We start from the raw sequence: 24,775 nt of genomic DNA, 5'->3' as shown, positions 1-24,775 counted from the left end.
AAAAGACTTACATATTAATAACTACCATAAAACAGATTGATTCCTTAAATTAAGTATTTTTCGTTAATTGTAGTTCATTAACAAAGGGGAACTGCATCCCTTAAAATGCTCAAAGAAGTACCTGAATTCAATGATCAGATGAAAGTAGTTTTATATGTTTTTTCAGTATTGATTATATGCGCAAGTCTCATGCCATTAGTAAAAAAAGACTATTGGACTTTTCGAGTTTTTGACTATCCGCGCTTCCAAAAGCTTATATTGACATTAACATTGATAATTATTTGGTCTTTTGAAGATTACAGTAATTTAAGCCAAGTGGATTTTGGGATTTTGACTATACTTATCCTAGTCTTTTTTTACCTCTTAAAGCAAATAATCCCCTATTCCCCCTTCAGTCCCAAAATGGTAAAATCTGCCAATAAGCATGAAAAAACAACGCTCGCACTCCTTACTGGAAATGTTTATCAGTACAATAGAGAGTATACAAAATGTCTAGATCTTATCAAAAAACAAGCACCTGATGTCTTTATGCTGGTTGAAACGGATCAAAATTGGGCAGATGCCATTTCAATTCTTAAGACAGATTACCCACACTGCATCGAAATCCCCATGAACAATACTTATGGGCTTCTTTTTTATTCTAAAATCCCTTTAAGAAACACTTCCATCCATTACTTAATTGACGATGAGGTCCCTTCAATTTTTACAGATTTAGACTTAGGTCATCAACTGATAAGGATTTATGGCATTCATCCTACCCCACCTGTCCCGGGAGAGAACACACATAGTACCGAACGTGATGCTGAAATTCTATTGGTCGGTGCAAAGGCAAAGGAATATGATAAGCCATGTATTATTATGGGTGATTTAAATGATGTTGCATGGAGCTATACTACAGAACTCTTTCTAAAAATCAGTGGTATGGGAGACCCCAGAAGAGGTCGGGGTATGTACAATACATTTCATGCCAAATACCCGATGCTGAGATGGCCATTGGACCATATATTTGTCAGCAAGCATTTCAAGGTAAAAAAATTAAAGGTTCAACCTTCTATCGCCTCAGATCATTTTCCTATCAGTATAGAACTGGTATTGGATAAATCAGTGGAGAATGAACAATTAGAAGCTGACCATAAAGACAAAATGGAGGCTAAAGAAAAAATAATTAGTGGAATTGAGTTCTGAATAAAATATTGGAATCATTGCACAAAAATGATTGATAATCCTAACTCCTCCAAAATCCATTTAAATGAAAAGAGGATGTACAAAGACACCCTCTTTTCATTTAATATGTTAATTTCTACTATTCTTTTGCCGCAGCTTCTGCTTCCTTAGCTTCAGCCTTTTCTTTTCTTTTATGCGCCTTTCTCATGATCCAAGCATATTTCAAGGCTTCAAGATTTTCATTTAATAATTCAGTGGTTACTTCTGCATTGGCAAGGCTTTCTTTTATATATGCTGCAAACTCCTCATCGTTTAATAACATTCCTAGGGCATTATCAGTGGAGTTCAGCTTTCCGGTCGCCTCATTGATATTGGAAGCAGCTGTGGAAGCCTCTTCAGTAGTTTGCTCCAATTTACTGGCTGAGCTTTTCAAACTTGCAAAGATACTGGTATCATTGGCCAGCTCATATATCAAAGTACCTTCCTTTTCAAAACTGGAAGAAAATTTTCTGAGGTCAGCGGTCAATTCGTTACTATTGGCAGCCGTTCGCTCTAGATTAGCCACCATATTTCTAAAATTCTCAGCCAACAAGCTATCTGTAAGCACTGCCCCAACAATTCCTTCTCCATTAGCGATTTTTCCGGTAAGTACTTTCAAGTCATTTGTAATGGACACTAAGTTTTCATTATTTTCCTGAAGAGTTTCCATCATACTATCCGTATCCAGTGGCATAACAGCCTCTAATCGATCCCCATCTTCTATTGCAGGCGCTTGAGTAGTACCTCCATAAATAACTATAATTTTATTTCCTATCAATCCATCTGAACTAATGGTTGCCTTTGAATCTTTACGAATAAAATCCTGGGTATTGGCTTCCACATTCATTTCGATCTCCACTTGGGAATCTCCATAAAATCGAATTTTGGAAACTGTACCAATTTTCACACCTGAAAACCAAATATTATTTCCAGGTTGAAGTCCGGCAACATCATCAAAAACGGCCTTCAGTTTGTAACTCTTTACAAAAACCTTTTGCTGGGCTCCCAAAGTCAGGATGCCAGTAACCATAATAATGATCCCAATCAACACGAAGATCCCAACAATTACTGATTTTTTATTATCATTTCTCATTACACAATGAAATTATAGTCATAAAATGATTTCACTCTTTGATCTTGAGGATTATTGAAAACTTCCTCAAATTTTCCTTCAGCGCCAAACACGCCGTCCAATAATACCGCCACTCTATCTCCTGTATCTTTTGCACAGGTTAAATCATGGGTAATAATGATAGAGGATGTATTGAAATTCTCCCTCACCTCATTTATCAAATTATTGATATCACTGCAGGTAATCGGGTCCAGACCAGCAGTTGGTTCATCATAAAGCATGATTTCTGGCTTTAGGATCAAAGTCCGCGCTATACCGATTCTCTTTCTTTGCCCACCGGAAAGTTCCGAAGGCATTTGGTTGATGGTTTGCAAAAGCCCTACAGCATCTAGAACCTCTTCAACCATCTTATTCTTTTCAGCTTTGGTAAGTCCCTTCACATTTCTCACCAAAGGAAATTCAAGGTTCTCCCTTACAGTCATACTATCATATAAGGCGCTTGCTTGGAAGGAAAATCCAATTTTTAACCTAAGGTCATTCAATTGCTTCGGTGTAAGATTGGAAACTTCATCACCTAAAACATTCATGGTTCCTTCATCTTGGGTAAGCAGTCCTACCATAATCTTAATCAAAACGGATTTTCCCGTACCAGATTTTCCCAGCACAACAACATTCTCTCCTTTGTAAAGATCAAGGTCAACCCCCATCAGTACGTCCAGATCTCCAAATGATTTCTTAAGGCCTCTTACCTCTACTACTTTTTCCCTCATAGCTTATGACATTCTCAAAAAGTTAACGATCTGTAATGCCAACAACTCCTCAATGAAGATCAAGAACATGGCCAAGACCACTGCTGCATTGGCTGCCTTTCCGACACCTTCTGTTCCTTTAGAGGAATGATACCCCTTATAACAACCCACTATTCCGATTGTAAAACCAAAAACAAGTGACTTAATGATAGAGGAAAATATATCCAAAAAGGAAATAGCTTCAAATACCTGAACAAAAAAGGTATTGATGCTAACCATCTCTTTACTATGCACCGATAAAAATGCCCCCATTAGGGCCACAAAATCTGTGTACATCACCAATATAGGAATCATAAATGTAGAAGCTAGTACGCGGGTTACTACCAAAAATTTAAAAGGATTGGTTGCAGACACCTCCATGGCATCTATCTGCTCAGTAACTTTCATGGAACCTATTTCAGCACCTATGCTCGAGCCTACTTTTCCAGCAGCAATCAAGGCTGTCACCAAAGGTCCCATGGCCCTAACGATAGCTATTGAAATCAATGCAGGCAACCATGAGGTAGCTCCAAACTCCGATAAGGAAGGCCTGGATTGATTTGTAAATACTATCCCAACAATAAAACCTGTAAGAGAAATCAAGGCCAAAGAATTATAGCCTATCTTATAACACTGTCGGATTACTTCTTTAAATTCATATGGAGGCAACCAAACCTCCACAAAGAATCTTTTGACAAAAGCAAAGGCATCCGTCAGTGCCAGCAGCATTTTATCTATCTTGGGGCTTATGATATTTTCGTTTTTAGTTGATTTATCAGCCATAGAAATTAAATGAAAGTGCGAAACTAATAATTTTAGATAGATTAGGCTTTATATAATCTGGATAATTTAAATTCTAAAGGATATCATCCAAGGCCTCTTTCCTTAGTGGCTTCGTCAGAAAACCACTAATCATATCATATTGTTTGCTTTTTTCCTCATCTCTGGGATCTATAGAAGAGGAAAGCATTTTTACATCTACATATATTCCCAACTCAATTAGATGATCCAAAAATTCCCAGCCTTTCATTTCAGGCATATTTATATCCAACAAAAGTTTGTCAACCGAATTGTTTTTTATCCAGTCCAGTGCTTCAATTGGATTATCAAAAAAATGCAATTCTAGATCAGGATTGCATTTAAGTAGAATCCTCCTATTAATCATATGTTGTACCTTGTCATCATCCACCACAAGCACGGATTTGATTTGGCCACCTTTTATTCCATCTGACATTTCTACCTGTAGATTATCTTTATTTAAAATATCATTCATCTTTCTTACTTCTATATCTAGTTGTTCAGAAGATTGCTTGAGTAAGTTTATAATATCTTCTGATTTCTTACCATTTGAATCAATCAAATTAATTATTCCAAGTATGTTTGAAAGCGGCCTTCTGAGGTTATGGGAATTCATATATGAATACTTTTTCAGCAAGTCATTTTGCTGTCTTAAATCAGTATTAAGTTGTGTCTTTTCTTTTAAGGTTTTTCTCAAGTCTGTATTATCCACAGCCGTAATAACAATGAATTCATTAGCATCCTTTTTGAGAGGAATAGTATACAAATCGAGTACCCTGATATTCCCGTTTTTATCCTTCACTTTCACATCCTGAATCAGACAGTTTCCTTCACTAAAAATCCTTGCATTATCTTCCTCACTCAGGGAAATGACTTCATTAAATTCCAGGTCTTTTTTACCAATCCTGCCCGATTCGAAATTTTGCTCTGCTATAAGATTTACTGCAAAGATCGTCTGCTCTTCCTTTCGGACTAACCACTTATATATGGGGCTGTACATAAACATGGAAAAATAACTACTCCATAGATTACGCTCACGCACCAAAGCACGATCCACCAAAAAGTAAATCAACACACCTGAAACTATCACAAAGAAGACGGCCTTGAATACCTCAAACCAAACATACTTGGCAACTCCGATTTCTTCTAAAATTTCTCCCAAATAAAATGAGGAAAAAGCCACCCAGGCACTTCCTATTAAAATATAAATTAAGGGGATTCTAAAACTAGATTTCATTCCTCTTTTGAGTAAGCAACTAAGATAAAAAAATATCTCCAAAAATAGGCCACCCAAAACCTGATAACAAACCCTTATTTTGTTTTAGACATACCTAAATTATTTAGCTTAAACTTATTTAGTTTTATCTAAAATTATTTTAATATTCTTTTTATCAATACTTTATACTAAATCAATTAAATTATTTTATAACCTAATAAATTCCACTAAAACAATTCATCCTTTGGTATTCCCCAACATTTCTAAAAGCAGTATTTATTGCTATTTAATCCGTTTTTGACTGTTTTTCCCTCCTTACCCACCTCTATTCGTCCATCAATTAAACCACTTCACCCTTGAGCCAACCCCATTGTTTCTTATCAATTCCTTAGAAAATCCTCCCTTCTATCACCTGCTGTATCCCCATAAAAAGCCCCCTCCTTTCCGCCCCAATTTGACACAAACAAAAAGCTATAATTCTGTAATTACTGTTCATCAAATCCCCAGCAATGTTCCGTAAAAAAGGGATAGAAAAAAGCACAACATTTACCTTCCTTTTTTTAAAACTATTAGGTATTTTTCCTAGTAAAGATCCTCTGCTATTTTTCTCCTATTATAGGGAGAGAATAAGACCTTAGAAAATCCTGTTAAATGGACTCAAAGCAAAAAACAACAATAGGTTATTTATACCTGTTTAACCATAAAATATTTACCAGCACTCAATAGTAAAAACTTCATATATAAACCCTGTAAATCATGAAAAAACTAATTGTAATAATACCCTTATTATTGGTGCTGCATCTGGCAGCATTTGGTCAGGAAAAATATGACCCTGACCTTGCAGAAAAATATAAAGCCGATGACTATGGAATGAAAAAATATGTCATGGCATTACTAAAAAGAGGACCAGATGTAGCAAACTATTCCGATGAAGAAAGAGACAAAATTCAGGAAGGACATATGGCTCATATTGGACATATGGTAGATGCAAAAAAATTGGTTTTGGCAGGTCCTTTTTTTGGTGATGGCGAGCTCCGTGGAATTTTCCTTTTTGATGTAGACAACCTGGAGGAAGCAAAGGAATTGACCAATGAAGACCCTGCGGTCAAAACCGGTGTTTTGACCATGGAGTTACTTGAATGGTATGGTTCAGCAGCCGTCATGGCCATACCAGAAATTCACGAAAAGATTCAAAAAATTGAAATTTAACAATTGGAAAACCTAATAAAAAACAAGGCCGGAAAAAGGATTTTTTCCGGCCTATAACCATTCAATTTTTTCTTGGAATATTACCTTCCACAAATTTGCTTATAAGGACAATATTGGCATTTATCCAAATCCTCTGTCTGACTGAAAGGAACCTCCAAATCAAAAATCTCCTGAAGCAAACCTTTAAGTCCTTGCTCAAATTTTTCCTGATAATCCCGATAATCATTTACTTCTTCAGCCTTACTCCTACCCTCTTTCAATTGCAAATAAGGATTAAAATCTTTGCTAAATATTTCTCTTAAATTATAAATAGCAGGCTTGAGTGCCAATCGGTTTTCAGGGAACTTTCTCTGATATAACATACCATAAATCATGGTCTGCATAGCAGCCTTATTCCGCTTAGGATGCTCCCGGTCAAATAATGAATCCACAGAAGGAAACTCTTTCTGATCTTTTCCAGATTTATAATCAATCAAACGCACCACTCCACCTTGCTTATCTACCCTATCTATAATCCCTCTAATGACGATTTCGTACGAACGGCCATTTACCTCTACAGGCACTTCTGCCTGATAATGCATATCCTTTTCCAAACTCACCAACTCAAATGGCGCGCCCTCCTTATCCAGCTCCAAAAGAGCTTTAATGTACTTTTGTAGGACATCCCTCACAATAGCCATTTGGCCGGACAATTTCGTATCAGCAGCTTCATCTAGATGATAAAAATCCCGAATTGCCTTTTCTATGGAAGGGAAGATATATTTGGACAACTGTTCGAAATCTTCCTTCTCGACCACTTTTCTTTGCTTTCTCTCCATAAAGCCCTTATAAAGAAACTCCAGGCTATAATGAGCTAAATTCCCAAATACAGAAGCACTAACTTCCTCCTCTACTTTTTCCTTTTCTTTGATATTGGCGAGATACTGGAAATAAAACTTCAGCCTACAGTCTAGCCATACACTCAATGCAGATGGAGAAAAGGCTGTCACAGACTTTCCATTTTCCTGCAGCGCATACTTTTCCAAAATCGCACTGATTTCGGGAGTTTTAGCAATACTGATCTCTTTTGACTGCTGAAGATCTACAGGGACAAACACCACTTCTTCCTCAATATCAACTCCCATTTCAGCCATCATTTGCTGAATATAACGGCTTTTCTCCCCTACTTTACCTTGGTCTGCAGCTGTAGAATAAACCATGTGCACCTCTTCCGCTCTATGAAGCAACCTATAAAAAGTATACGCATAGATGGCATCATTCTGCTCCTGAACAGGCAAGCCAAATGCCCTTCTTAGATTAAAAGGTACCAAGGAATTCAGGGCTGCTGAGGGCGGAAAGCTCCCTTCATTCATATTGGCTATGATCACCCTTCTGAAATCAAGGTTTCTGGATTCTAAAACCCCCATAATCTGCAAGCCTGCCAGAGGTTCTCCCTCAAAGGGCAATCTGACTTCCTTAAATATTTGCCTAAATAATCTTATAAAGAATTTTAGGTTAAACGCTATATCTGATTGGGATTGAAAAATTTCTTTTAGCCTCACCAATTGTTTATGGCATTGATAGAGATAACTGCCCTGTAGAGGGTCCTCCTTTAGCCGATTTGCCAAACCGATCATTAAGGATTCCAAATAATCAAAAAGCTGATCTGGAGATAATCGTTGGAACACTAGTCGATAAAACTCTCCCCCTACCGCTAAATCATCTTGGCTTATATAAATCTGGTTTTGTTTCTGGATTTTTCCCAGTAACTCTTTGACAAAAGCTTCATTTCCTGACTTCAAATAGGTGCTAGAAAGTAAATCCTTAACCACTTGATGATAGAAATATATCTTAGAATCCTCTACCTTAACATAGCGTTGTAAATCCAATAAAGACTCCAAAAAGGCGTAGACAGGAGCATTTCTTACTGGATACCCCATGGTCACATTGACCCGATCTATATGTTCAGGTAATTGGTGCATCACAGGAAACAATAATTGCTCATCAGGGAGAATCACAACGGTTTCTTCCAAGTTTTCACCTGGCATTACCTTATCAAGAATTCGGCCTACCAAATTGGCTTGATTAACCTTCAACGGGGTCACATACACTTTGATCTTGGCTGGATTGGAAACAATATTATTGGGTAGTTCCTTTGCAAAGGTTCGCCCAAGTATTTTATCCTTTCGATAATCCCTGAAGAACAGACCTGCCTCTTGTTGCGGATTTAGGGTATAATAAGCATCCAAATCCCAATAGACCTCTGCACCAAAATTTGCCACATAATGCTTTATCAATTTTTCTTCAGTAGCGGTAAAGGCATTAAATCCCACGAAAACATAATGCTTAGACGGTTGCTCAAGAGCATCCAATTGCTCAACGACCTTTCGGTACAACTTACCTGAATAAGAATAACCAGCAACATTCAACTCCTCTTGAAACCTATCATACAAGGTGCTTAATAATTGCCAAAACCGGAGAAACTTATCCTGATGACCTCTACCTTCTCTCTCAAAAGATTTCCAAAATTGCTTAATCAGCTCAATTTGATCTTTGGTCAAAAAACTTAAATCTGATTCAACTTCTTTTATATCTGACAAAAGCCCATAAAGCTTTTCATGATCCACCAAAAACTGGTCTATATCATTGAAATCCTTAAGGATCATCTCTCCCCAATAATAAAACCTATCGAATGGTTCAGGATCTGGCTGCAACTCCTTATACACCTTATATAGTTCAAAAATAAGGCTAAGTTGATCGGTCGGCCGCTGCCCCGCCAACTCATAAAATAAGTCTTCCACTGTTCTAACAGCAGGCATCCACATTGGTTGGCTGATTAATTGACCAAGATATTTGGTAAAAAACAAGCCTGCCCTTCTATTGGGAAGGATGATCGTCACTTCTTTTAGGTCTGGATATCTATCCAGCAAATCCTTGGCAGTATCTTTTAGAAATCCCTGCATATTATTTTACTTCAATGATATTCCCTGTTTCCAGATAGCACAAATAACCCTTTACAGCCATATGTCCCAATTCCTCAAGCAGCATCATATACTCTTTCACCTGTTTGAAATATTGATCCTTTTCCTCTCCAGTTTTAAAATCAACAACAGTAGCGCTATTATCCAATAAAATCACCCTGTCCGGCCTTTTTTGTCTACCTCCTGGCAAAATAACCCCCTGCTCTGTCAACATTTCTCCAGGGCCCTCGAACCAATCATTAAAAGTTTTATTGGAAAACAGCTTTTCCAGTTGCTCCTCAACAATCAACTTTTCGTCCATATCCAGCCTACCTTCAAAATAGTAGGATTGTAAGCAACTAAAAGCCCCTTTTTTATTTTGAGACTGCTCTAATAATTCATGGATCAACAATCCAAAATTTCTTTTTTGTCTTTGGCTTAGTCCCTCCTTACTGAAATCAGCCGCATATTTCTTCACTTTCAGTAAATCCGTCCAATCCCTATATTTCCATGAAAACTGCTCCATGGGAGATTTCAACAAATCCTCACCTTTTTCCGCAGTTTCAGGCCATTCCCCCCAATCAAAAACCTTTGTTTCGGGGTCATAAAACTCACTCAAATCCTCATTTTTGGTCTTTAATCCGCCATTTTCAAAAATAAGTTTAATATTATTCTCAATGGGGTTTAAGGATGGGGCTGTCTTTAAAATCTTAAAAGGACTCAAACTCCACAGCACCTCCTCAGCCCTAGTCAAGGCCACATAAATCATGTTCAAGGTGTCCAAATAAGACATTGTAACCTCTTCCTCATGAATGGGTTGAAATACAGACTCGGATAATTCTTTCCTTAAAGTCAAGGGAATAATAGCCTGCACATTATGGGATGAGTCCTTAAATGGAGACCAAATAATATTGTCCTTTTTAAAATCCACTATCTCCCAACTCAAAAATGGCATGAGCACCACTTTAAACTGAAGACCTTTGGATTTATGGATGGTCATGATGGACATTGCATTATGTCCTTCAGGAATTTTCACTGTACGTTTGGACCTATTTTCCTCCCACCAAGCAAGAAAACCTACCAAATCGGCTCTGCTATTAAGCACATAATCATATACTGCTTCTTTAAAACCTGAAATATAGGCCAACTCTTCCTTCAGCTCATAAAAATCCAATAAAACGATCAGTTCCTCCACCATTTCAAACAATGGAAGTTGACTAAGCCGAGCTTGTTTTGATTCAAAATCTCTTATTTTCTCACTTAACCATGCTGGATGGGCTTCATCCCCAAAGATATCATGGCCTATTTCCTTTTTGTGTAAGCTACACCAGTAAAACCACATCGTTTGAAAAGGAACCTTATCCTCTGGATCCAACAGAAACTGCAATCCAGCAACCAATGCCTTCACGGTGGCGGCCTTGTCCAAAAACATGGATTCATCAGAAACAACTTCAAAACTATACTTTAGCTCAGGGTTTTCTGATTTATAGGCCATCATGGCATCTGCAATTATAGCTCCCTCACTTTTTCTCCTGACCAGAAAAGCGATATCCTTTGGATCATAACCTTTATCCTGAAGTTGCATTACCATTTCAGGAAGTTTTTCGACCACTTTATCTTTGAATTTCACCTCTTCCTCTCTACTTTCTTCCAAGAATTCCATGCGGACTTTCCCCTTATAAGAACTTGCAGACTTTTTCCCCGAAACCTTTTGGGCTACATCTTCATAGGCTTTACTCAGGATTTCCCCACCATCAAAGCCTATCTGCTTGGAAAAGCTTAATTGCAACTGCTCAGGAAGTCGTTTAAACAAGGCATTGTTGAAATCAACAATATTTGGCAAACTACGGTAATTGGTATCCAGGTTTTCGACAGCTATTTGTCTAGCGCCGATGTCTTCCTCTACTTTTTCCAACAATAACTTCATATCTCCTCCCCTCCATCTGTAAATTGACTGCTTTACATCTCCAACCAAAAGGTTTTTATTTCCCTGGGCCAAAGAATTTTCCAAAAGTGGTTTGAAACTCTCCCATTGAAAGCCTGAGGTATCTTGGAATTCATCTATCAGAAAATGTCGATATTGATTGCCTACTTTTTCATAAATAAATGGCGCTTCATTTTCTCTGGTAATCTCTTTTAGAAAATCATTGGCATCTGAAATCATCAAAAGGTTTTCCTCATCCTTGAATTCTCTCAACTCATCCAAAAGATTCCTAAATAATCCATAGGCATAAAAATTTTTATTAATGGCCTCAAAAGTCAACCATTCAGCCCTCATAGGAATCAATTTACCCCACATTTCCCCCAATCCAGCATGATATGCTGAAAATATAGCATCCCTTAGCTTGCTGCTTTTAGTAGCCCACTTGGATTCATCATGCACCATTTCCTTTTGTGGCCCAGTCAATTCTGGAACAGGATCCTCTTTTATTCCTAGTTTATCAAATTTACTTGCAAAGCCCCTGGAAAAATCAGCCCATTCCAACCCAAACTGCTGTCTGATCTCATTGGCCTGTTTTTTCAGCTCCAAAGCACCATCAATGATTTCCTCTTTTCTCTGCTCCAAATACTTCTTAAAAGCCTCAATATTCTCTTCTTCCGCTAGAAACTCCCTGATAAACTGTTGATACTGTTTGAAATTCTCAGTAAAAATCTCTCTTCCCAAGGATTTGATATTGGTCCTTATATCCCAAGACTTACCGTTTTGAATTTGGGTCAAAGCATAATCTACCAACCATTTATGCAAATATTGATCTTCGAGAACGTTTTGCACTACCCTGTCTACTACCTGCTCAAGTATAGCCTCCTGATCCAAAGCCACATCAAACTTTGCTTGAAGGTCTATTTCCCTAGCAAATGCCCTGACCACCTTTTGGAAAAAACTGTCAATGGTACTGACAGAGAACTGGGCGTAATCATGTAAAATTGAGCTGAGGACTTTAGCAGCCTGCTCTTGAAGTTCCTGAGCATTCATTTTCAAATGCTGCATCAGCTCCTGATCCAAAAACTCATTGGGATTCACCTCCCTTTTTAGCCTGGCAAGTTCTTCTAAAATCCTACTTTTCATCTCTTGGGTAGCCTTATTGGTAAAGGTCACCGCCAAAATAGACTTAAAGGCAGTTTCATTTGCCAAGGCCAGCTTTAGGTATTCCAGGGTCAGCGTGTAGGTCTTACCAGAACCGGCAGAGGACTTATAAATAATAAAGGGCTTATCATCCATGTACATTCAAACAATTTAGACAAAACAATAGTATTTTTTCGGATTATAAAAATGAAGGACATAGACTGTCATATTTAATTAATGAAATAGGTTTAAATTAATATTAAACCTTAATTTCATGCTTTGAATTACTATCAGACGAATCTTCAATCCTATGTTCTTTTACCTAGCTCAATTTCTGACATTTTTAGCAATGCCCCTTACTATTGTCATTCTTCTATTGATTACAGGTTATTTTCTCAGGAGAAAAGCTATAGGAAAAACACTCTCAATCGCTGGAATAATTTTACTGCTTTTCTTTTCCAACCAATTTATTTCAAATGCAGTGATGAGTTCTTGGGAACCCGATTTTGAACCAATTGCCGACCTGCCGGAATATGAGTTGGGAATAGTACTAACAGGAGTTACCAATTTAGATAAGACCGCTTACGACCGGACCTTTTTCAATAAGGGAGCAGACCGGGCAACCCATGCAATGCAACTTTATAAAATGGGCAAGATAAAACACATCCTCATCACAGGAGGACAAGGTCTTAACCCGACCAACTCCAATACGGAAGCACAACTTTTAGCTGATTTCATGATCTTCGCAGGGGTTCCCTCTAAAGATATCATCATAGAGAATAAAGCTGTCAATACTCGCCAAAACGCGTTGTTCGCCAAGGAATTATTAGTAAACTCAGATTTTGGAATAGATAACGAGCACTTATTGATCACTTCAGCATTCCACATGAGCAGAGCCAAGGCGTGCTTTGACAAAGTAGGTATAAAAACCAAAGCCTTCCCCGTGGACTATTATTCCCATGATATGAAATTAACTTTCAAATCACTTTTCACCCCTGTTCCAGAGGGTATTGTCATTTGGCATAAGTTATTTAAAGAATGGATTGGGATTGTGGTCTATAAGCTGGTAGGCTATATATAAAAAAGTAGTTTACTTTAAAGTAAACTACCAAGTTGTGGACTTAAGTTTTGGGATAGCCCTTATAATATCACTCAAACTAATTTGTCCAATGAGTTTGCCCTCTTTTAAGACCGGGAATCTTCTGATTTTAAGTTCTAGAAACTTATGGGCAGCATCAAAAATGGTAAGCTCAGGATCCATGGTAATGACATCCTTACTCATGTGCTCTCTTACCTTTCCTGCTATTCTTGGTGTATTATTATACTTTCCTTTTATAATCTCTTTTAAACAATCCACTTCAGATATCACTCCTACTAGATTTTGGAAATCATCCACTACAGGAGCTCCTGATATCTTCTTTTGGGTGAGGGTATCAATTACATAATCGATAGGGTCATCAGGATGAAAGGTAATAAGATTGGTACTCATATGATCTTGGACCAACACGGCCTGCGCGGGGGACTTCTTTGGCTCTGCTAGCCTGACTCCTTGAAAGCTTTTTACCATAATTTTCGGGTTTAGTGTACCCAATAATATAACAACAAATAGCTTTTAATCAAAATTTTAAAAAACATCTACACAATTTCCCAACATTAAAAAATGACAAACAGGTAAATTACATTATTGCTACAACTCTATATATTTACCAAAAATTGACACTTTTACCCTAAATCAATTAGTTATAATATTCGGGCATTAGATTACTCAAAAAACAAAAAAAGTGGTTTCACCAGCTTTCTGCTAGTAAAACCACCTTCAGTTAGTTCTAAACACAGGTTTATTTTACCAAATCTGAAATTATCGGCAAAATCATATCTCCGGTTTTATTTTATCACTTTTAAGAATTTTTCAACTTCTTCTTTACTCACTGACAACACTTTATCCTGGTATGCAGGTACAGAACTTAAGACCAAGTCCTTATTCCAGTAATCACTATAAGAGTTTCTCCAAACCTTGCAGCTAGCATGAATTTCCTTAAGATTCCCAGACACGGAGAGAGGTTCAACTAAATCAGGGTTCATTCCTCCTCCTGGCATGATCACAATGCGGCTACCAGCTTTCTCCAGCAAATTATTTATCATGTCCATACCTTCTGTAACAGTGTTTTTTCCACCCGATGTAAGTATCCTACGGAATCCACATTCTATTACCGCCTCCAGAGATTTCTCCAAGTTTCTGGAGGCATCAAATGCTCTATGAAAAGTACATGGCAATCCTCCGGTAACTTCAATTAATTGCTCACAGGCACCGATATTTACCTCTCCCTTTGGGGTCAACACACCAAAAACAAATCCATCAGCACCTAGCCCCTTCAACACCTTGATATCCTCTTTCATTACTTCAAGTTCCTCATTGGTGTAAACAAAATCTCCACCACGAGGCCTGATCATAACAAAAACAGGTATATCTACCTTTTCCTTAATAAGTTTGAGGGTACCGGCACTAGGAGTCTCGCCTCCTTCCAGAAAATCAGCGCATAGCTCCAACCTGTCAATACCATATTCAGCAGCCTTCAGTGCTGCCTCCACAGTAAAAACCGGAGCCTCTAAGATCAACGAAGACATATCTATTAAAATTTACTTTTTGAATCAACCAATGATTTTCCTCCTTTATGATGCATGGCATAATTGAAGCCAGGGTGAACCGCATAGGCTCCATGTTCCCCATCTTTATTTATTGCCAAGAAACCAGCCTGTATCCCCTCTATTCCCTTATTCTTCTTGATCAGTCTTCTAACAGCTTCTTCACAAGCTTCCTGAGGAGTCCTTCCCTGACGCATCAATTCTACGATAAGAAAACTACCACAAACCTTGATGATTGATTCTCCCAAACCAGTTGCGGTTGCGGCACCTACTTCATTATCAACATACAATCCGGCACCGATGATAGGACTATCACCTACCCTTCCATGCATCTTATAAGCCAAGCCACTGGTTGTGCATGATCCAGCCAAATTACCATCTTTATCCATACCAATCATTCCAATGGTATCATGGTTCTCAATATTGATAATAGGTTTATATTCAGATTTCTCCTTCCATTTTTCGTAAGCTTTCTTTGCTGCAGGACTCATTTCTTCTTTTTCAATCGGCATCCCCAATTCCATGGCATACTGACGAGCTCCCTCACCTGCCAGCATTACATGTGGCGTGTCCTCCATGACTTTTCTTGCCAGTGAAATAGGATGCTTCACCTGTCTCACAAAACATACAGACCCACATGAACCATCTCCCTTCATAATAGAAGCATCTAATGTAACTATACCTTCTCTATCTGGTAATCCTTGTAATCCCACAGATAAGTTTGTCAGGTCTGACTCTGTCACCATCACTCCCTGCTCCACTGCATCCACAATATTACCAGTTTCACCTAGGACTTCCCAAGCCTTATCATTGGCTGCCATACCATGGTTCCAAGTAGATAGAATCAATGGCTTGTGCTTTTCCCTTTTTCCAATAGCTCCAAATGATAAATTTGAAGTCAAGGAACTAGGCAGAATTAGTGCCGATGACATTAATGTATTTTTGAGGAATTTTCTTCTATTTGACATATTAATTTAACTGTAAAGTGATCATTGCGACGAAAATTAGAAAATTTTAGACAGAAAAAACACTTTTCATTATACTATTTTTTTAAACAACTAAATCGATATAACAATATTTTTTTTCGTAAGTGCAAAAACAAAAAAGCACCTCATCGGTTGTGAAGTGCTTTTTAATAATTGTCTCTTTTATTATCTTATCGCTTCCCTAAACTCGGGTTTTGAGAAATAATCTTCAAATTCCATGTCCGTGGCGGCCCTTCTTTTTAGGTAAGGACTCCTTTGTACTGCTTTTTGGAGGTTTTCGTACAACCTCTCTTCATCGTTGTTTTCAGCTGCTACCATGGCCAAGCCATAAAACGCATATCCGAACTCCATATTCTGGAGGGCACTCTCTTCAAAAGCTACCCCAGCCTCAGCATATTCTTGGGCTAAATAATAGGCCAATCCTTTATTAAATAGATTGGTAGCTGTTGCAGGAGCTTTATTAAGACGGAGGGTTGCCAGTTTATAATCACCCCTAATAATATCTATGGCGCCTCTTTTTCCTTCATTGAAACTATTAAAGTCAGGATCATCCTTGGAAATGGCATTTGCTTGCGATATTTCCAAATAAGCAGCTCCATAATCTTCCCACATTAAATAGGCCTGTCCCATATTATGGGTAGCATGAGCGCTCTTTTTAATATCATTTGACATCCTGAAAAGCTTCATAGCTTCATTCACCTTCCTGTTCTTGTCACTTACCTTTATCATTCGATGAGCTTGGTTGAGGTAAACCACACCAAGATTATTAAATGCCAATGCGGAACCACGTTTGGCCAACATCGCCTCATATAATATTTGCTTTTCGTTCAATCCAGGGTTAAACTCAGCAGCCCTTGCCAATTCAGCCTCTGTAAGCTCATCTCCTTGGGCAGTGCCACTAATATATTTATTGGACAAAGCAGAAATTTCAGGGTCATCACGAAGTTCTTTATCCGTCATAAATGCAATTTGAGCCATTTGCATTTCAGGGAATTTCTCCCTTGAAAACTGTTTATAAGAGGGCAGTTCTTTCATGGCCATCACCTTGGAACTATATGTTTCATCAGAATAAATAATATCAAAATATTTATCCCTTTCATTCATATCAATCTTATCAAAGGTCCTCAAAAGGTATCTAAACATTAACCAATCAGGATCTTTTTTTATCAATTCAAATGATATATCATTCGTTTCAAAGCCATATCCTGCATCTACCAATGCTTCCTTTATATAAACTTCTAAAGCTTGGGCACGTTTTGCAGCCAATAAATCATAGTTTGATTCATCAGGAGAAGCCATTCCACTTATTAAAATCTGATTGATCTCTTCATCCTTGGCAACAAGTTCTTTCAACTGCTCTTCAAAAACATCATTATGAACAGAAGAATTTACATTACTTCCCTCTTTGGTAAAGAAGAATGAAGTTTCGTGAGAAGACATATTCCCAAACTCCCCTTCAAAACTCATATAAGCCCCTACTTCAGGAATATTTTCACCAGGAGCAAATTGCCCTACTCTACTTAACTTTGGCGTACTGATAATACCCTCTGCCAATTCAATATATGGTGTAGTATAACTTTTTCCAGATTCAACCTCTTCCATCAAGCCTTTTATCCTAAGTCTACCACGGTCCATTCCATCCATATAGGGAAATGACATTTTCTTTATTATTTCCACACCTTGTCCCGTTCCGGCCAAATCTTCCACAGTAAGTTCTATTTCCTCCAAAGGCAAAGCCCCCTCACCATATTCATATTCAGGCAAAAGTGTATAGTTACTTTTCTCTGACACGAGTCCCCCAGGTATACTGGCCTTCAAGGTAAACTGAATGGAATCCTTATGTAAAACCAAGGGATCCTTGTCCACTGAAATTTTAGGCTGACCCGCCTTATCAAAAATGGAACGCGTATTGCAGGCAGAGAAAACCACTGTAATACAAAGTATTAAATACTTATAAGAATGTTTCATAATCTGTTTCAGCATGGGCTGATTTATTGGAATATTCATTATATTTTCACTACTTTTATCACTTTAATTAAATCATATAAAAATGGAAAAACTGAAAATATTCTTTGAAGACAGGGCATTTGGTGTTTGTTCCAAGCTAGGTGAAAGACTTAATTTCCCTATCGACAGCATTCGGTTGTTCTTTATTTATACTTCCTTTATCACCCTTGGCTCACCAGTGATCATTTACGTGGTCATGGCAATGATGATGAAAGTCCGAAAGTATTTCAGAAAGAGTAATAACCCTATTCTTTTTGACTAAATCCGAGTGTATATTTTTTTCCCTTTTAGGTAATAAGCCATTATGATTGAATAGACTTTTTTACCGGCATTTTGGAAAGGCAATTTTGATGCCAAAGGAGGCGTTTTTCGGATTTGATTCCTCATTTTGTAGAAGTCAATATAGGCCGAAATTACCTTTTTGGCATGATCGGTTTTTTCTCCCAAAAACAAATATAGAATAGCAGTAAGATCAAAAAACACCCTTATCAGCATCACTTTAAAAAATCCCCAAGAGCTAAAATTCTTATATAGCATCAATAAGTTATTCCTAAAATTAAGATAAGTTTTATAAGGACTATTTCTAGAAAGTGTCCCTCCACCAACGTGAAAAACACTTACAAGACCCACATAGCCTAGCCTATAGCCATGCAGATTCATTCTCCAACACAAGTCTATTTCCTCCATATGGGCAAAAAAAGCATCTTCAAACCCGCCCAATTCATGAAATATTTTAGCACGAATCGCAAAACAAGCTCCTGAAACCCAATCAACCTGGACTACATCATTGTATTGCCCCTGATCCTTTTCAATAGTATTCAATATCCTACCTCTACAAAATGGAAAGCCCAATCGATCAATATATCCTCCTCCAGCTCCAGCATAATCAAAGAACTCCTTAGTCTGTTGAGATAGGATCTTGGGCTGAACCGCAGCATATTCGGTATGGGCATCAAGCCAATCTATTAATTTAACATCCCAATCTGGACTGACCTCTACATCAGAATTTAGCAGAATATAATACTTAAACTCTCCTTGAATTTTAGCCAAGGCTTCGTTATACCCACCACTAAAACCACGGTTGGAGGCAAGAGCAATAGTACGCAATTGGGGAAATTGGGACTTTAAAAAATTTACTGATTCATCAGTACTAGCATTATCAGCTATTATAATCTCAAAACTGCTGTTTTGAATAATAATGGGAAGGAACTTCTCCAACATTTCCTTCCCATTAAAGTTCAGTATGACAATAGCCGCCTTTTTCATTAAACCATATTGCCAAAATCCATCCCTGGAATATTTGGCATCATGCCTTCAGTGGCCTTTTTCATTTCCTCTTTGATCTGTAATTCTATAGTTTCGTATGCTTTGTTAGTCGCAGCCACAATCAAATCTTTCAACATATCCTTGTCCTCAGGTGTAAAAAGACTGTCGTCAATAACAATATCCAATACTTTTCTATGGCCATTAACAACAACCTTAACCATTCCTGCACCAGCTTCTCCTTCTGCAGTAAGATGAACTAACTCGGCCTGCTTTTCTTTGATCTTGGCCTGAGCTTCCTTCACCTTATTCATGATATTCATAAAATCAAACATATCTCAGCTAATTATTTTAGTCCCAAATATAACCTATTTGGAAGAACTATTTTAAACATTGAAAATGTTAAAAATAACACTCCAGAATTGAACCTTAGAATGTTATTCCAAATAACACACAAAAACCAAATATTTACACCAAACCAATCACTCCTGTAGCCCTTCTTTAAACAAAAAAGTAGCCAAACAAAATTTCAAGCTTGGTGCAAATAGCTTAAAATCCCAATATCTGGAAACAGGTCAAAAATAAAGGGGTAATGCACCTATCAGCTGTTTCTTTATTGAAATACAAAAGATAAATTACCCCTAAGTAATTTTAAAATGGATAATGCCTTTAAATCCTCTATAATATAGTCAATGACTTAATTATTCTTAACTTCCTGAATGGCGTCTTCTAGGCTGAGCATTGTTTGCTCACCCGTACTGAGGTTCTTAAGGGCAACCATATTTTGAACTATCTCTTCAGATCCAATCATCACTACAAATGGAATCTGTTTTTTATCAGCATAATTAAACTGCTTCTTCACCTTGGCATAATCAGGGTAAATCTCAGTGGCTATTTCAGCTGCCCTAAGCTGATTCAAAACTTTCAAACCATAATTCCTACCTTCCTCATCAAAATAACCTATCATCACAGATGTGGATTGCATTTGATCGTCAGGAAATAAATCCAGCTCCTCTAATACATCATAAATCCTGTCAACTCCAAAGGAAAATCCTACTCCTGAAACTCCTTCAAGGCCAAATACTCCGGTAAGATTATCATACCTTCCACCACCACTCACTGATCCAATGGATACATTATTTACCTTAACTTCAAATATCGCTCCTGTATAATAAGATAGCCCTCTGGCCAACACAACGTCCAAGTCTACATGCTTTTCATCCTCTCCTAAATGCTTCAAAATCGCAAGCACTTCTTCTAACTCCTCCACTCCTTTCAGCCCCTCTTCACTTGAACTCAAAAACTCTTTTAGGAAGGATAACTTATCTTGGTTATTTCCTTTTAAATCAATGATTGGTTCCAATTTAGCCACCGCCTCACCCGTAAAGCCCCTTTGCTGCAATTCTTCTTGAACCTTTTCCCAGCCAATTTTATCCAATTTATCGATAGCAACACACAGTTCAGCCTCTTTTCCTGGTTCGCCAATAACCTCAGAAATTCCAGTTAAAACCTTACGGTTATTAACCTTTATATCGTAATCATTAAGCTTCAATTGAGTGAAAACCCTCCTTATCATTAAAAGGATTTCAGCCTCACAAATCAAACTATCTGTACCAACCACATCTGCATCACATTGGTAAAACTCCCTATATCTCCCTTTCTGCGGCCTATCTGCTCTCCATACCGGCTGGATTTGAAAACGCTTAAATGGAAATGTCAGCTCATTTCTATTCATAACTACATACCTAGCAAAAGGAACGGTCAAATCATACCTTAAGCCCTTCTCTGCCACTTTAGGCAAAACATGATTGGGCCCTTTTTCCAAATCTTCAGTTCCGACCTTCTTCAAAAAATCCCCACTGTTCAATATTTTAAACAGCAACTGATCTCCTTCATCCCCATATTTACCAGTCAATACAGATAGGTTTTCCATTGATGGCGTTTCTAGTTGCTGGTAGCCAAACAGCTTGAAAGTAGCCTTAATGGTGTCAAGAATATAGTTTCTTCTTGCCATTTGCTTAGGCCCAAAATCTCTTGTTCCTTTTGGTAAAGTTGGTTTCTGGATGCTCATGAATGCTAAATTTTGCCCAAAGGTAAAAAATCTATCCAATTAAGAGAAAAATTTATCTAAGCTGACCCCATGTCTTTCAATACTTGCATTATCTAAGTTGCACGGATGATCCCGATAATTACTTTGCCCTGAATGGCACAATTCATTTGGGTAAATAAAAAATTGCATTGACAAACCTAGAGTATCACGATTAGATATCTCTTGCTTTTAATTCTCTAGGGCAAAAAAAAGGCCATACCATATATAATGATATGACCTGACATTAAAGTCTACCAGATTTTTTTCTCTCTCAATTACAAAATGTAAATTTCACACATAAAACACCTTTAGAACTTCAGATCACAACAACAATACACTTCTGATCCCTTCAGCTAATTTTTGACCTAATGAAGCAACTTCTTCATTGCCCATAGCTTCCTTCTCTATGGACTTTAAAGAGGTTCTCCGCCTAATGATTTCCCAAACATTATCTTTGGCTTCTCTTTCGCTACCAGCTTCAGTATGAATCTGAAACTCAATATCATTAATCTCAATTTTAATCAAATATTTCATGACTACAGGTTTTAAGTACCCTCAATTAAAAACAGTTACATTTCATACACTTGCGTGTCTCCTGCCGGTCACTCCGACTTCTAAAAAACAATTAATTTGCATTTCAAAACTACTATTTTGTAGTTTATAAATATATAGAATAATTATTTATTTCCCACATATTATAGAATTTTTCCTTCGCTAGATTACAAAATATTTACTCATACTATACGAAACATCCTATATAAATGGTTTGAATTCAGATTTATATATTCCAAAAACTATACCAATTACAACGCTGATATCTTATAAATATCAGACTATTATATAAATTCACTTAAGTTTTCAGCCTATCCCCACCTAAACAATTAGACTATTTCCTCTGCTTATTTGGCTAATTTCATCTCCCTAGTTAACCATCAATGCAATCGTCCAACCAGAAGTATTCAAAAAATCACCTCAATACACTTCTCATTTAAAACAATTATATGGAACATAAATATCAGTCCATTTCAAGCATGAATAACTTTTTGAATAATAAGATCCATTCCACAAGCTATTTTTAAATCCCTGATTCAATAAACTTTACATTCCCTTAACCATAATACCGAATATTCTTCGTACTTTTGCAACTTAATTTAATTCTTACCATGCAGAATATTCGTAACATCGCGATTATCGCACACGTTGACCACGGCAAAACTACACTCGTGGATAAAATCATTCACGCGTCTAAAATCTTCCGTGAAAACCAGCAGTTTGATGACTTGATCCTTGATAATAACGACTTGGAAAGAGAAAGAGGAATTACCATTCTTTCTAAGAACGTATCAGTTAGATATAAAGACACTAAAATCAACATTATCGATACTCCCGGTCACGCCGACTTTGGTGGTGAAGTGGAACGTGTGTTGAAAATGGCTGATGGGGTAATCCTATTGGTAGATGCTTTCGAAGGACCAATGCCTCAGACACGATTTGTATTGAGCAAAGCTTTGGATCTTGGCCTTACTCCTATTGTGGTAGTAAATAAGGTAGATAAGCCAAACTGTCGTCCTGACGAGGTACATGAAGCTGTATTTGACTTGATGTTCAACTTGGATGCCACTGAAGAGCAGTTGGACTTCGTTACCATGTACGGTTCTGCTAAGAACAACTGGATGGGGCCTGATTGGAAAGAACAAACTGATTCTATCCTTCCATTACTGGATGCCATCATTGAACATATTCCAGCTCCACAGATCGAAGATGGAACTCCTCAGATGCAAATCACTTCTTTGGATTATTCCAACTTTGTGGGAAGAATCGCCATTGGTAGAGTAAAAAGGGGCACCTTGAAGGAAAATGCACAAGTTTCCCTCTGCAAGGCCGATGGATCAATCAAGAAAGTAAGAATCAAAGAACTTCATGTATTTGAAGGACTAGGTAAAAATAAAGTACAGGAAGTTAATGCGGGTGATATCTGTGCTATCACAGGTATTGAAGATTTCGAAATCGGTGATACCATTGCTGATCTTGAAAATCCAGAACCACTTCCAAGAATTTCGATCGACGAGCCAACCATGAACATGCTCTTCACGATCAACAACTCTCCGTTCTTCGGTAAAGAAGGTAAATTTGTAACTTCTCGTCACTTGAGAGACCGTCTTTTCAAAGAAATGGAAAAGAACCTTGCTCTTAAAGTTCAAACTACTGATAATGAAGACAAATTCATCGTTTTCGGACGTGGCATCCTTCACTTGTCAGTATTGATCGAGACCATGAGAAGAGAAGGTTATGAATTGCAAGTAGGGCAGCCTCAGGTTATCTATAAAGAAATTGATGGAGTTAAACATGAGCCAATCGAATCATTGGTTGTGGATGTTCCTGAAACTACTGCTGGTAAGGTAATCGAATTGGCTACTCAGCGTAAAGGTGAACTTTTGGTGATGGAGCCAAAAGGAGATCTTCAGCACTTGGAATTCCAAATCCCTTCTAGAGGTTTGATCGGATTGAGAAACAATGTGCTTACTGCTACCCAAGGTGAAGCCATCATGAACCACAGATTCATAGCTTACGAACCATTCAAAGGCCCAATTCCAGGAAGGACCAATGGTTCTTTGATCTCAATGGAATCTGGCCCAACTACTGCCTATGCGATTGATAAATTGCAAGATAGAGGGGTATTCTTTGTGGATCCAGGCGAGGAAATCTATGGTGGTCAAGTAATTGGTGAGCACTCTAGAGACAATGACATCGTAGTCAACGTGCAGAAAGGTAAGAAATTGACCAACATGCGTGCTTCCGGTTCAGATGATAACTCTAAAATCGCTCCAGCTAAGAAATTCTCTTTGGAAGAATCTATGGAATATATCCAAAAGGATGAATACTTGGAGATCACTCCTAAGAGCATGAGAATGAGAAAAATCTACCTTGACGAAGGAGAAAGAACAAGAATGGCTAAAAAAGATGCTTAATTGACATCAACATTCTTAATAATTCAAAAGCCTGTTTAATTAATTTTAAACAGGCTTTTTTGATTCATTTTTTCTTGAAATAGTAAATTGGCCCATCTGCCATATTTGGGCAACTTTTGAAAAGTTCACCTTGATGGGTCAACACAAACTCTTCTTTTTCCTCACTACAAAGCCAGGCCCTATTCACTTCATTGGTATAATCCAAGGTCATGTAGACACGTGCCATACTTGAATCTGTTATCTCAGCCTGCTCGTACGTGTAGTTACCACTAATCTGAAAACTTTCGTCTTTTCCTTCACGTTTTTTCACAAAAGAACCATCCTTATTGAAAATATACGTTTCAGAATAGTCAAGTTCGCCTGCAGGGATATCGCCTGACCAGCCACTATTTGCTTTGATAAGCTCCCACTCTCCCTGAATAGCAGCAGCTGGCTCAAACTCCTCTTTACAACTAAAAAAGCATAAAGCTAAAACCATAGAAAGTAAAACCAGCTTTAGCTTTTTCATATTTTAAAAACAAAGTCCAAC

At 37.6% G+C, this 24,775-nt stretch carries 20 protein-coding genes; 5 read left to right on the top strand and 15 right to left on the bottom strand.

What is annotated here, in order from left to right:
* Window positions 1-105: 105 nt before the first annotated feature.
* Complete coding sequence (locus KMW37_RS11770) at window positions 106-1,185, top strand: endonuclease/exonuclease/phosphatase family protein (protein ID WP_246581452.1); 1,080 nt, start codon at window positions 106-108, stop codon at window positions 1,183-1,185.
* 118 nt (window positions 1,186-1,303) lie between these two features.
* Here the strand turns inward: KMW37_RS11770 and KMW37_RS11765 are convergent, their stop codons facing one another.
* The 4 genes from KMW37_RS11765 to KMW37_RS11750 form a co-directional block, all read right to left on the bottom strand.
* On the bottom strand, window positions 1,304-2,296 hold the full coding sequence (locus KMW37_RS11765; protein WP_215224816.1) for an MlaD family protein: 993 nt from the start codon (window positions 2,294-2,296) through the stop codon (window positions 1,304-1,306).
* Window positions 2,296-3,045, bottom strand: coding sequence for an ABC transporter ATP-binding protein (locus KMW37_RS11760; RefSeq protein WP_215224815.1), 750 nt, complete (start codon window positions 3,043-3,045; stop codon window positions 2,296-2,298). Before KMW37_RS11760 ends, KMW37_RS11765 begins: the two co-directional genes overlap by 1 nt.
* A gap of 3 nt (window positions 3,046-3,048) precedes the next feature.
* Entirely contained in the window at window positions 3,049-3,792 is a 744-nt protein-coding gene (locus KMW37_RS11755) for an MlaE family ABC transporter permease (protein ID WP_394369619.1), read from the bottom strand.
* Window positions 3,793-3,919: 127 nt separating this feature from the next.
* Window positions 3,920-5,098, bottom strand: coding sequence for a response regulator (locus tag KMW37_RS11750; protein WP_215224813.1), 1,179 nt, complete (start codon window positions 5,096-5,098; stop codon window positions 3,920-3,922).
* Between the two features lie 735 nt (window positions 5,099-5,833).
* Here KMW37_RS11750 and KMW37_RS11745 point away from each other — a divergent pair.
* Window positions 5,834-6,286: a YciI family protein gene (locus tag KMW37_RS11745; RefSeq protein WP_215224812.1), complete on the top strand. Its 453-nt coding sequence runs from the start codon at window positions 5,834-5,836 to the stop codon at window positions 6,284-6,286.
* Between the two features lie 80 nt (window positions 6,287-6,366).
* On the opposite strand, the gene KMW37_RS11740 is transcribed toward KMW37_RS11745, so the two are convergent.
* Complete coding sequence (locus KMW37_RS11740; RefSeq protein WP_215224811.1) at window positions 6,367-9,228, bottom strand: PD-(D/E)XK nuclease family protein; 2,862 nt, start codon at window positions 9,226-9,228, stop codon at window positions 6,367-6,369.
* A gap of 1 nt (window position 9,229) precedes the next feature.
* Window positions 9,230-12,445: a UvrD-helicase domain-containing protein gene (locus KMW37_RS11735; protein WP_215224810.1), complete on the bottom strand. Its 3,216-nt coding sequence runs from the start codon at window positions 12,443-12,445 to the stop codon at window positions 9,230-9,232.
* Between the two features lie 154 nt (window positions 12,446-12,599).
* On the opposite strand from KMW37_RS11735, the gene KMW37_RS11730 reads away from it, so the two are divergent.
* Window positions 12,600-13,370, top strand: a complete 771-nt coding sequence (locus KMW37_RS11730; RefSeq protein WP_215224809.1) for a YdcF family protein — start codon at window positions 12,600-12,602, stop codon at window positions 13,368-13,370.
* A gap of 24 nt (window positions 13,371-13,394) precedes the next feature.
* Here KMW37_RS11730 and KMW37_RS11725 read toward each other — a convergent pair whose 3' ends face one another.
* The 4 genes from KMW37_RS11725 to KMW37_RS11710 form a co-directional block, all read right to left on the bottom strand.
* Window positions 13,395-13,856, bottom strand: coding sequence for a CBS domain-containing protein (locus KMW37_RS11725; protein WP_215224808.1), 462 nt, complete (start codon window positions 13,854-13,856; stop codon window positions 13,395-13,397).
* Between the two features lie 317 nt (window positions 13,857-14,173).
* Complete coding sequence (locus KMW37_RS11720; protein WP_215224807.1) at window positions 14,174-14,914, bottom strand: copper homeostasis protein CutC; 741 nt, start codon at window positions 14,912-14,914, stop codon at window positions 14,174-14,176.
* A gap of 5 nt (window positions 14,915-14,919) precedes the next feature.
* Window positions 14,920-15,900 (bottom strand): isoaspartyl peptidase/L-asparaginase family protein, encoded by a 981-nt coding sequence (locus KMW37_RS11715; RefSeq protein ID WP_215224806.1) that lies wholly within the window; start codon window positions 15,898-15,900, stop codon window positions 14,920-14,922.
* A 183-nt stretch (window positions 15,901-16,083) separates the two neighbouring features.
* Window positions 16,084-17,886 carry a tetratricopeptide repeat protein gene (locus KMW37_RS11710; protein WP_246581451.1) on the bottom strand — a complete coding sequence of 601 codons (1,803 nt, stop codon included), beginning with the start codon at window positions 17,884-17,886 and terminating at the stop codon, window positions 16,084-16,086.
* An 82-nt stretch (window positions 17,887-17,968) separates the two neighbouring features.
* Here KMW37_RS11710 and KMW37_RS11705 point away from each other — a divergent pair, with 82 nt between their 5' ends.
* The gene (locus KMW37_RS11705; RefSeq protein WP_215224804.1) at window positions 17,969-18,187 is read left to right on the top strand and encodes a PspC domain-containing protein; all 219 of its coding nucleotides are present in this window, start codon (window positions 17,969-17,971) and stop codon (window positions 18,185-18,187) included.
* Here KMW37_RS11705 and KMW37_RS11700 read toward each other — a convergent pair.
* The 4 genes from KMW37_RS11700 to KMW37_RS11685 form a co-directional block, all read right to left on the bottom strand.
* Window positions 18,184-19,191: a glycosyltransferase family 2 protein gene (locus tag KMW37_RS11700; RefSeq protein ID WP_215224803.1), complete on the bottom strand. Its 1,008-nt coding sequence runs from the start codon at window positions 19,189-19,191 to the stop codon at window positions 18,184-18,186. The genes KMW37_RS11705 and KMW37_RS11700 overlap by 4 nt on opposite strands.
* Entirely contained in the window at window positions 19,191-19,523 is a 333-nt protein-coding gene (locus KMW37_RS11695) for a YbaB/EbfC family nucleoid-associated protein (RefSeq protein WP_215224802.1), read from the bottom strand. The genes KMW37_RS11700 and KMW37_RS11695 overlap by 1 nt, the downstream gene beginning before the upstream one ends.
* Window positions 19,524-19,885: 362 nt before the next feature.
* Entirely contained in the window at window positions 19,886-21,259 is a 1,374-nt protein-coding gene (hisS, locus tag KMW37_RS11690) for a histidine--tRNA ligase (protein ID WP_215224801.1), read from the bottom strand.
* A gap of 339 nt (window positions 21,260-21,598) precedes the next feature.
* Window positions 21,599-21,811, bottom strand: coding sequence for a hypothetical protein (locus KMW37_RS11685; RefSeq protein WP_215224800.1), 213 nt, complete (start codon window positions 21,809-21,811; stop codon window positions 21,599-21,601).
* Window positions 21,812-22,440: 629 nt separating this feature from the next.
* On the opposite strand from KMW37_RS11685, the gene typA reads away from it, so the two are divergent.
* On the top strand, window positions 22,441-24,246 hold the full coding sequence (gene typA / locus KMW37_RS11680) for a translational GTPase TypA (RefSeq protein ID WP_215224799.1): 1,806 nt from the start codon (window positions 22,441-22,443) through the stop codon (window positions 24,244-24,246).
* 64 nt (window positions 24,247-24,310) lie between these two features.
* On the opposite strand, the gene KMW37_RS11675 is transcribed toward typA, so the two are convergent.
* Window positions 24,311-24,754, bottom strand: a complete 444-nt coding sequence (locus KMW37_RS11675; RefSeq protein WP_215224798.1) for a hypothetical protein — start codon at window positions 24,752-24,754, stop codon at window positions 24,311-24,313.
* Window positions 24,755-24,775: the final 21 nt, after the last annotated feature.

This window comes from Echinicola shivajiensis, assembly GCF_018642165.1.
In the GTDB taxonomy this organism is placed as follows: Bacteria; Bacteroidota; Bacteroidia; order Cytophagales; family Cyclobacteriaceae; genus Echinicola; species Echinicola shivajiensis.
This window is presented reverse-complemented; position numbering and strand designations above follow the sequence as displayed.

Bases quoted from the DNA above. Each gene is read 5' to 3' on its own strand.
- KMW37_RS11700 (WP_215224803.1), bottom strand. From the start codon at position 19,191: ATGAAAAAGGCGGCTATTGTCATACTGAACTTTAATGGGAAGGAAATG.
- KMW37_RS11705 (WP_215224804.1), top strand. From the start codon at position 17,969: ATGGAAAAACTGAAAATATTCTTTGAAGACAGGGCATTTGGTGTTTGT.
- KMW37_RS11715 (WP_215224806.1), bottom strand. From the start codon at position 15,900: ATGTCAAATAGAAGAAAATTCCTCAAAAATACATTAATGTCATCGGCA.
- KMW37_RS11755 (WP_394369619.1), bottom strand. From the start codon at position 3,792: ATGCTGCTGGCACTGACGGATGCCTTTGCTTTTGTCAAAAGATTCTTT.
- KMW37_RS11760 (WP_215224815.1), bottom strand. From the start codon at position 3,045: ATGAGGGAAAAAGTAGTAGAGGTAAGAGGCCTTAAGAAATCATTTGGA.
- typA (WP_215224799.1), top strand. From the start codon at position 22,441: ATGCAGAATATTCGTAACATCGCGATTATCGCACACGTTGACCACGGC.
- KMW37_RS11685 (WP_215224800.1), bottom strand. From the start codon at position 21,811: ATGAAATATTTGATTAAAATTGAGATTAATGATATTGAGTTTCAGATT.
- KMW37_RS11745 (WP_215224812.1), top strand. From the start codon at position 5,834: ATGAAAAAACTAATTGTAATAATACCCTTATTATTGGTGCTGCATCTG.
- KMW37_RS11735 (WP_215224810.1), bottom strand. From the start codon at position 12,445: ATGGATGATAAGCCCTTTATTATTTATAAGTCCTCTGCCGGTTCTGGT.
- KMW37_RS11725 (WP_215224808.1), bottom strand. From the start codon at position 13,856: ATGGTAAAAAGCTTTCAAGGAGTCAGGCTAGCAGAGCCAAAGAAGTCC.
- KMW37_RS11770 (WP_246581452.1), top strand. From the start codon at position 106: ATGCTCAAAGAAGTACCTGAATTCAATGATCAGATGAAAGTAGTTTTA.
- KMW37_RS11675 (WP_215224798.1), bottom strand. From the start codon at position 24,754: ATGAAAAAGCTAAAGCTGGTTTTACTTTCTATGGTTTTAGCTTTATGC.
- KMW37_RS11750 (WP_215224813.1), bottom strand. From the start codon at position 5,098: ATGAAATCTAGTTTTAGAATCCCCTTAATTTATATTTTAATAGGAAGT.
- KMW37_RS11740 (WP_215224811.1), bottom strand. From the start codon at position 9,228: ATGCAGGGATTTCTAAAAGATACTGCCAAGGATTTGCTGGATAGATAT.
- KMW37_RS11720 (WP_215224807.1), bottom strand. From the start codon at position 14,914: ATGTCTTCGTTGATCTTAGAGGCTCCGGTTTTTACTGTGGAGGCAGCA.
- KMW37_RS11710 (WP_246581451.1), bottom strand. From the start codon at position 17,886: ATGAAACATTCTTATAAGTATTTAATACTTTGTATTACAGTGGTTTTC.
- KMW37_RS11730 (WP_215224809.1), top strand. From the start codon at position 12,600: ATGTTCTTTTACCTAGCTCAATTTCTGACATTTTTAGCAATGCCCCTT.
- KMW37_RS11765 (WP_215224816.1), bottom strand. From the start codon at position 2,296: ATGAGAAATGATAATAAAAAATCAGTAATTGTTGGGATCTTCGTGTTG.
- KMW37_RS11695 (WP_215224802.1), bottom strand. From the start codon at position 19,523: ATGTTTGATTTTATGAATATCATGAATAAGGTGAAGGAAGCTCAGGCC.
- hisS (WP_215224801.1), bottom strand. From the start codon at position 21,259: ATGAGCATCCAGAAACCAACTTTACCAAAAGGAACAAGAGATTTTGGG.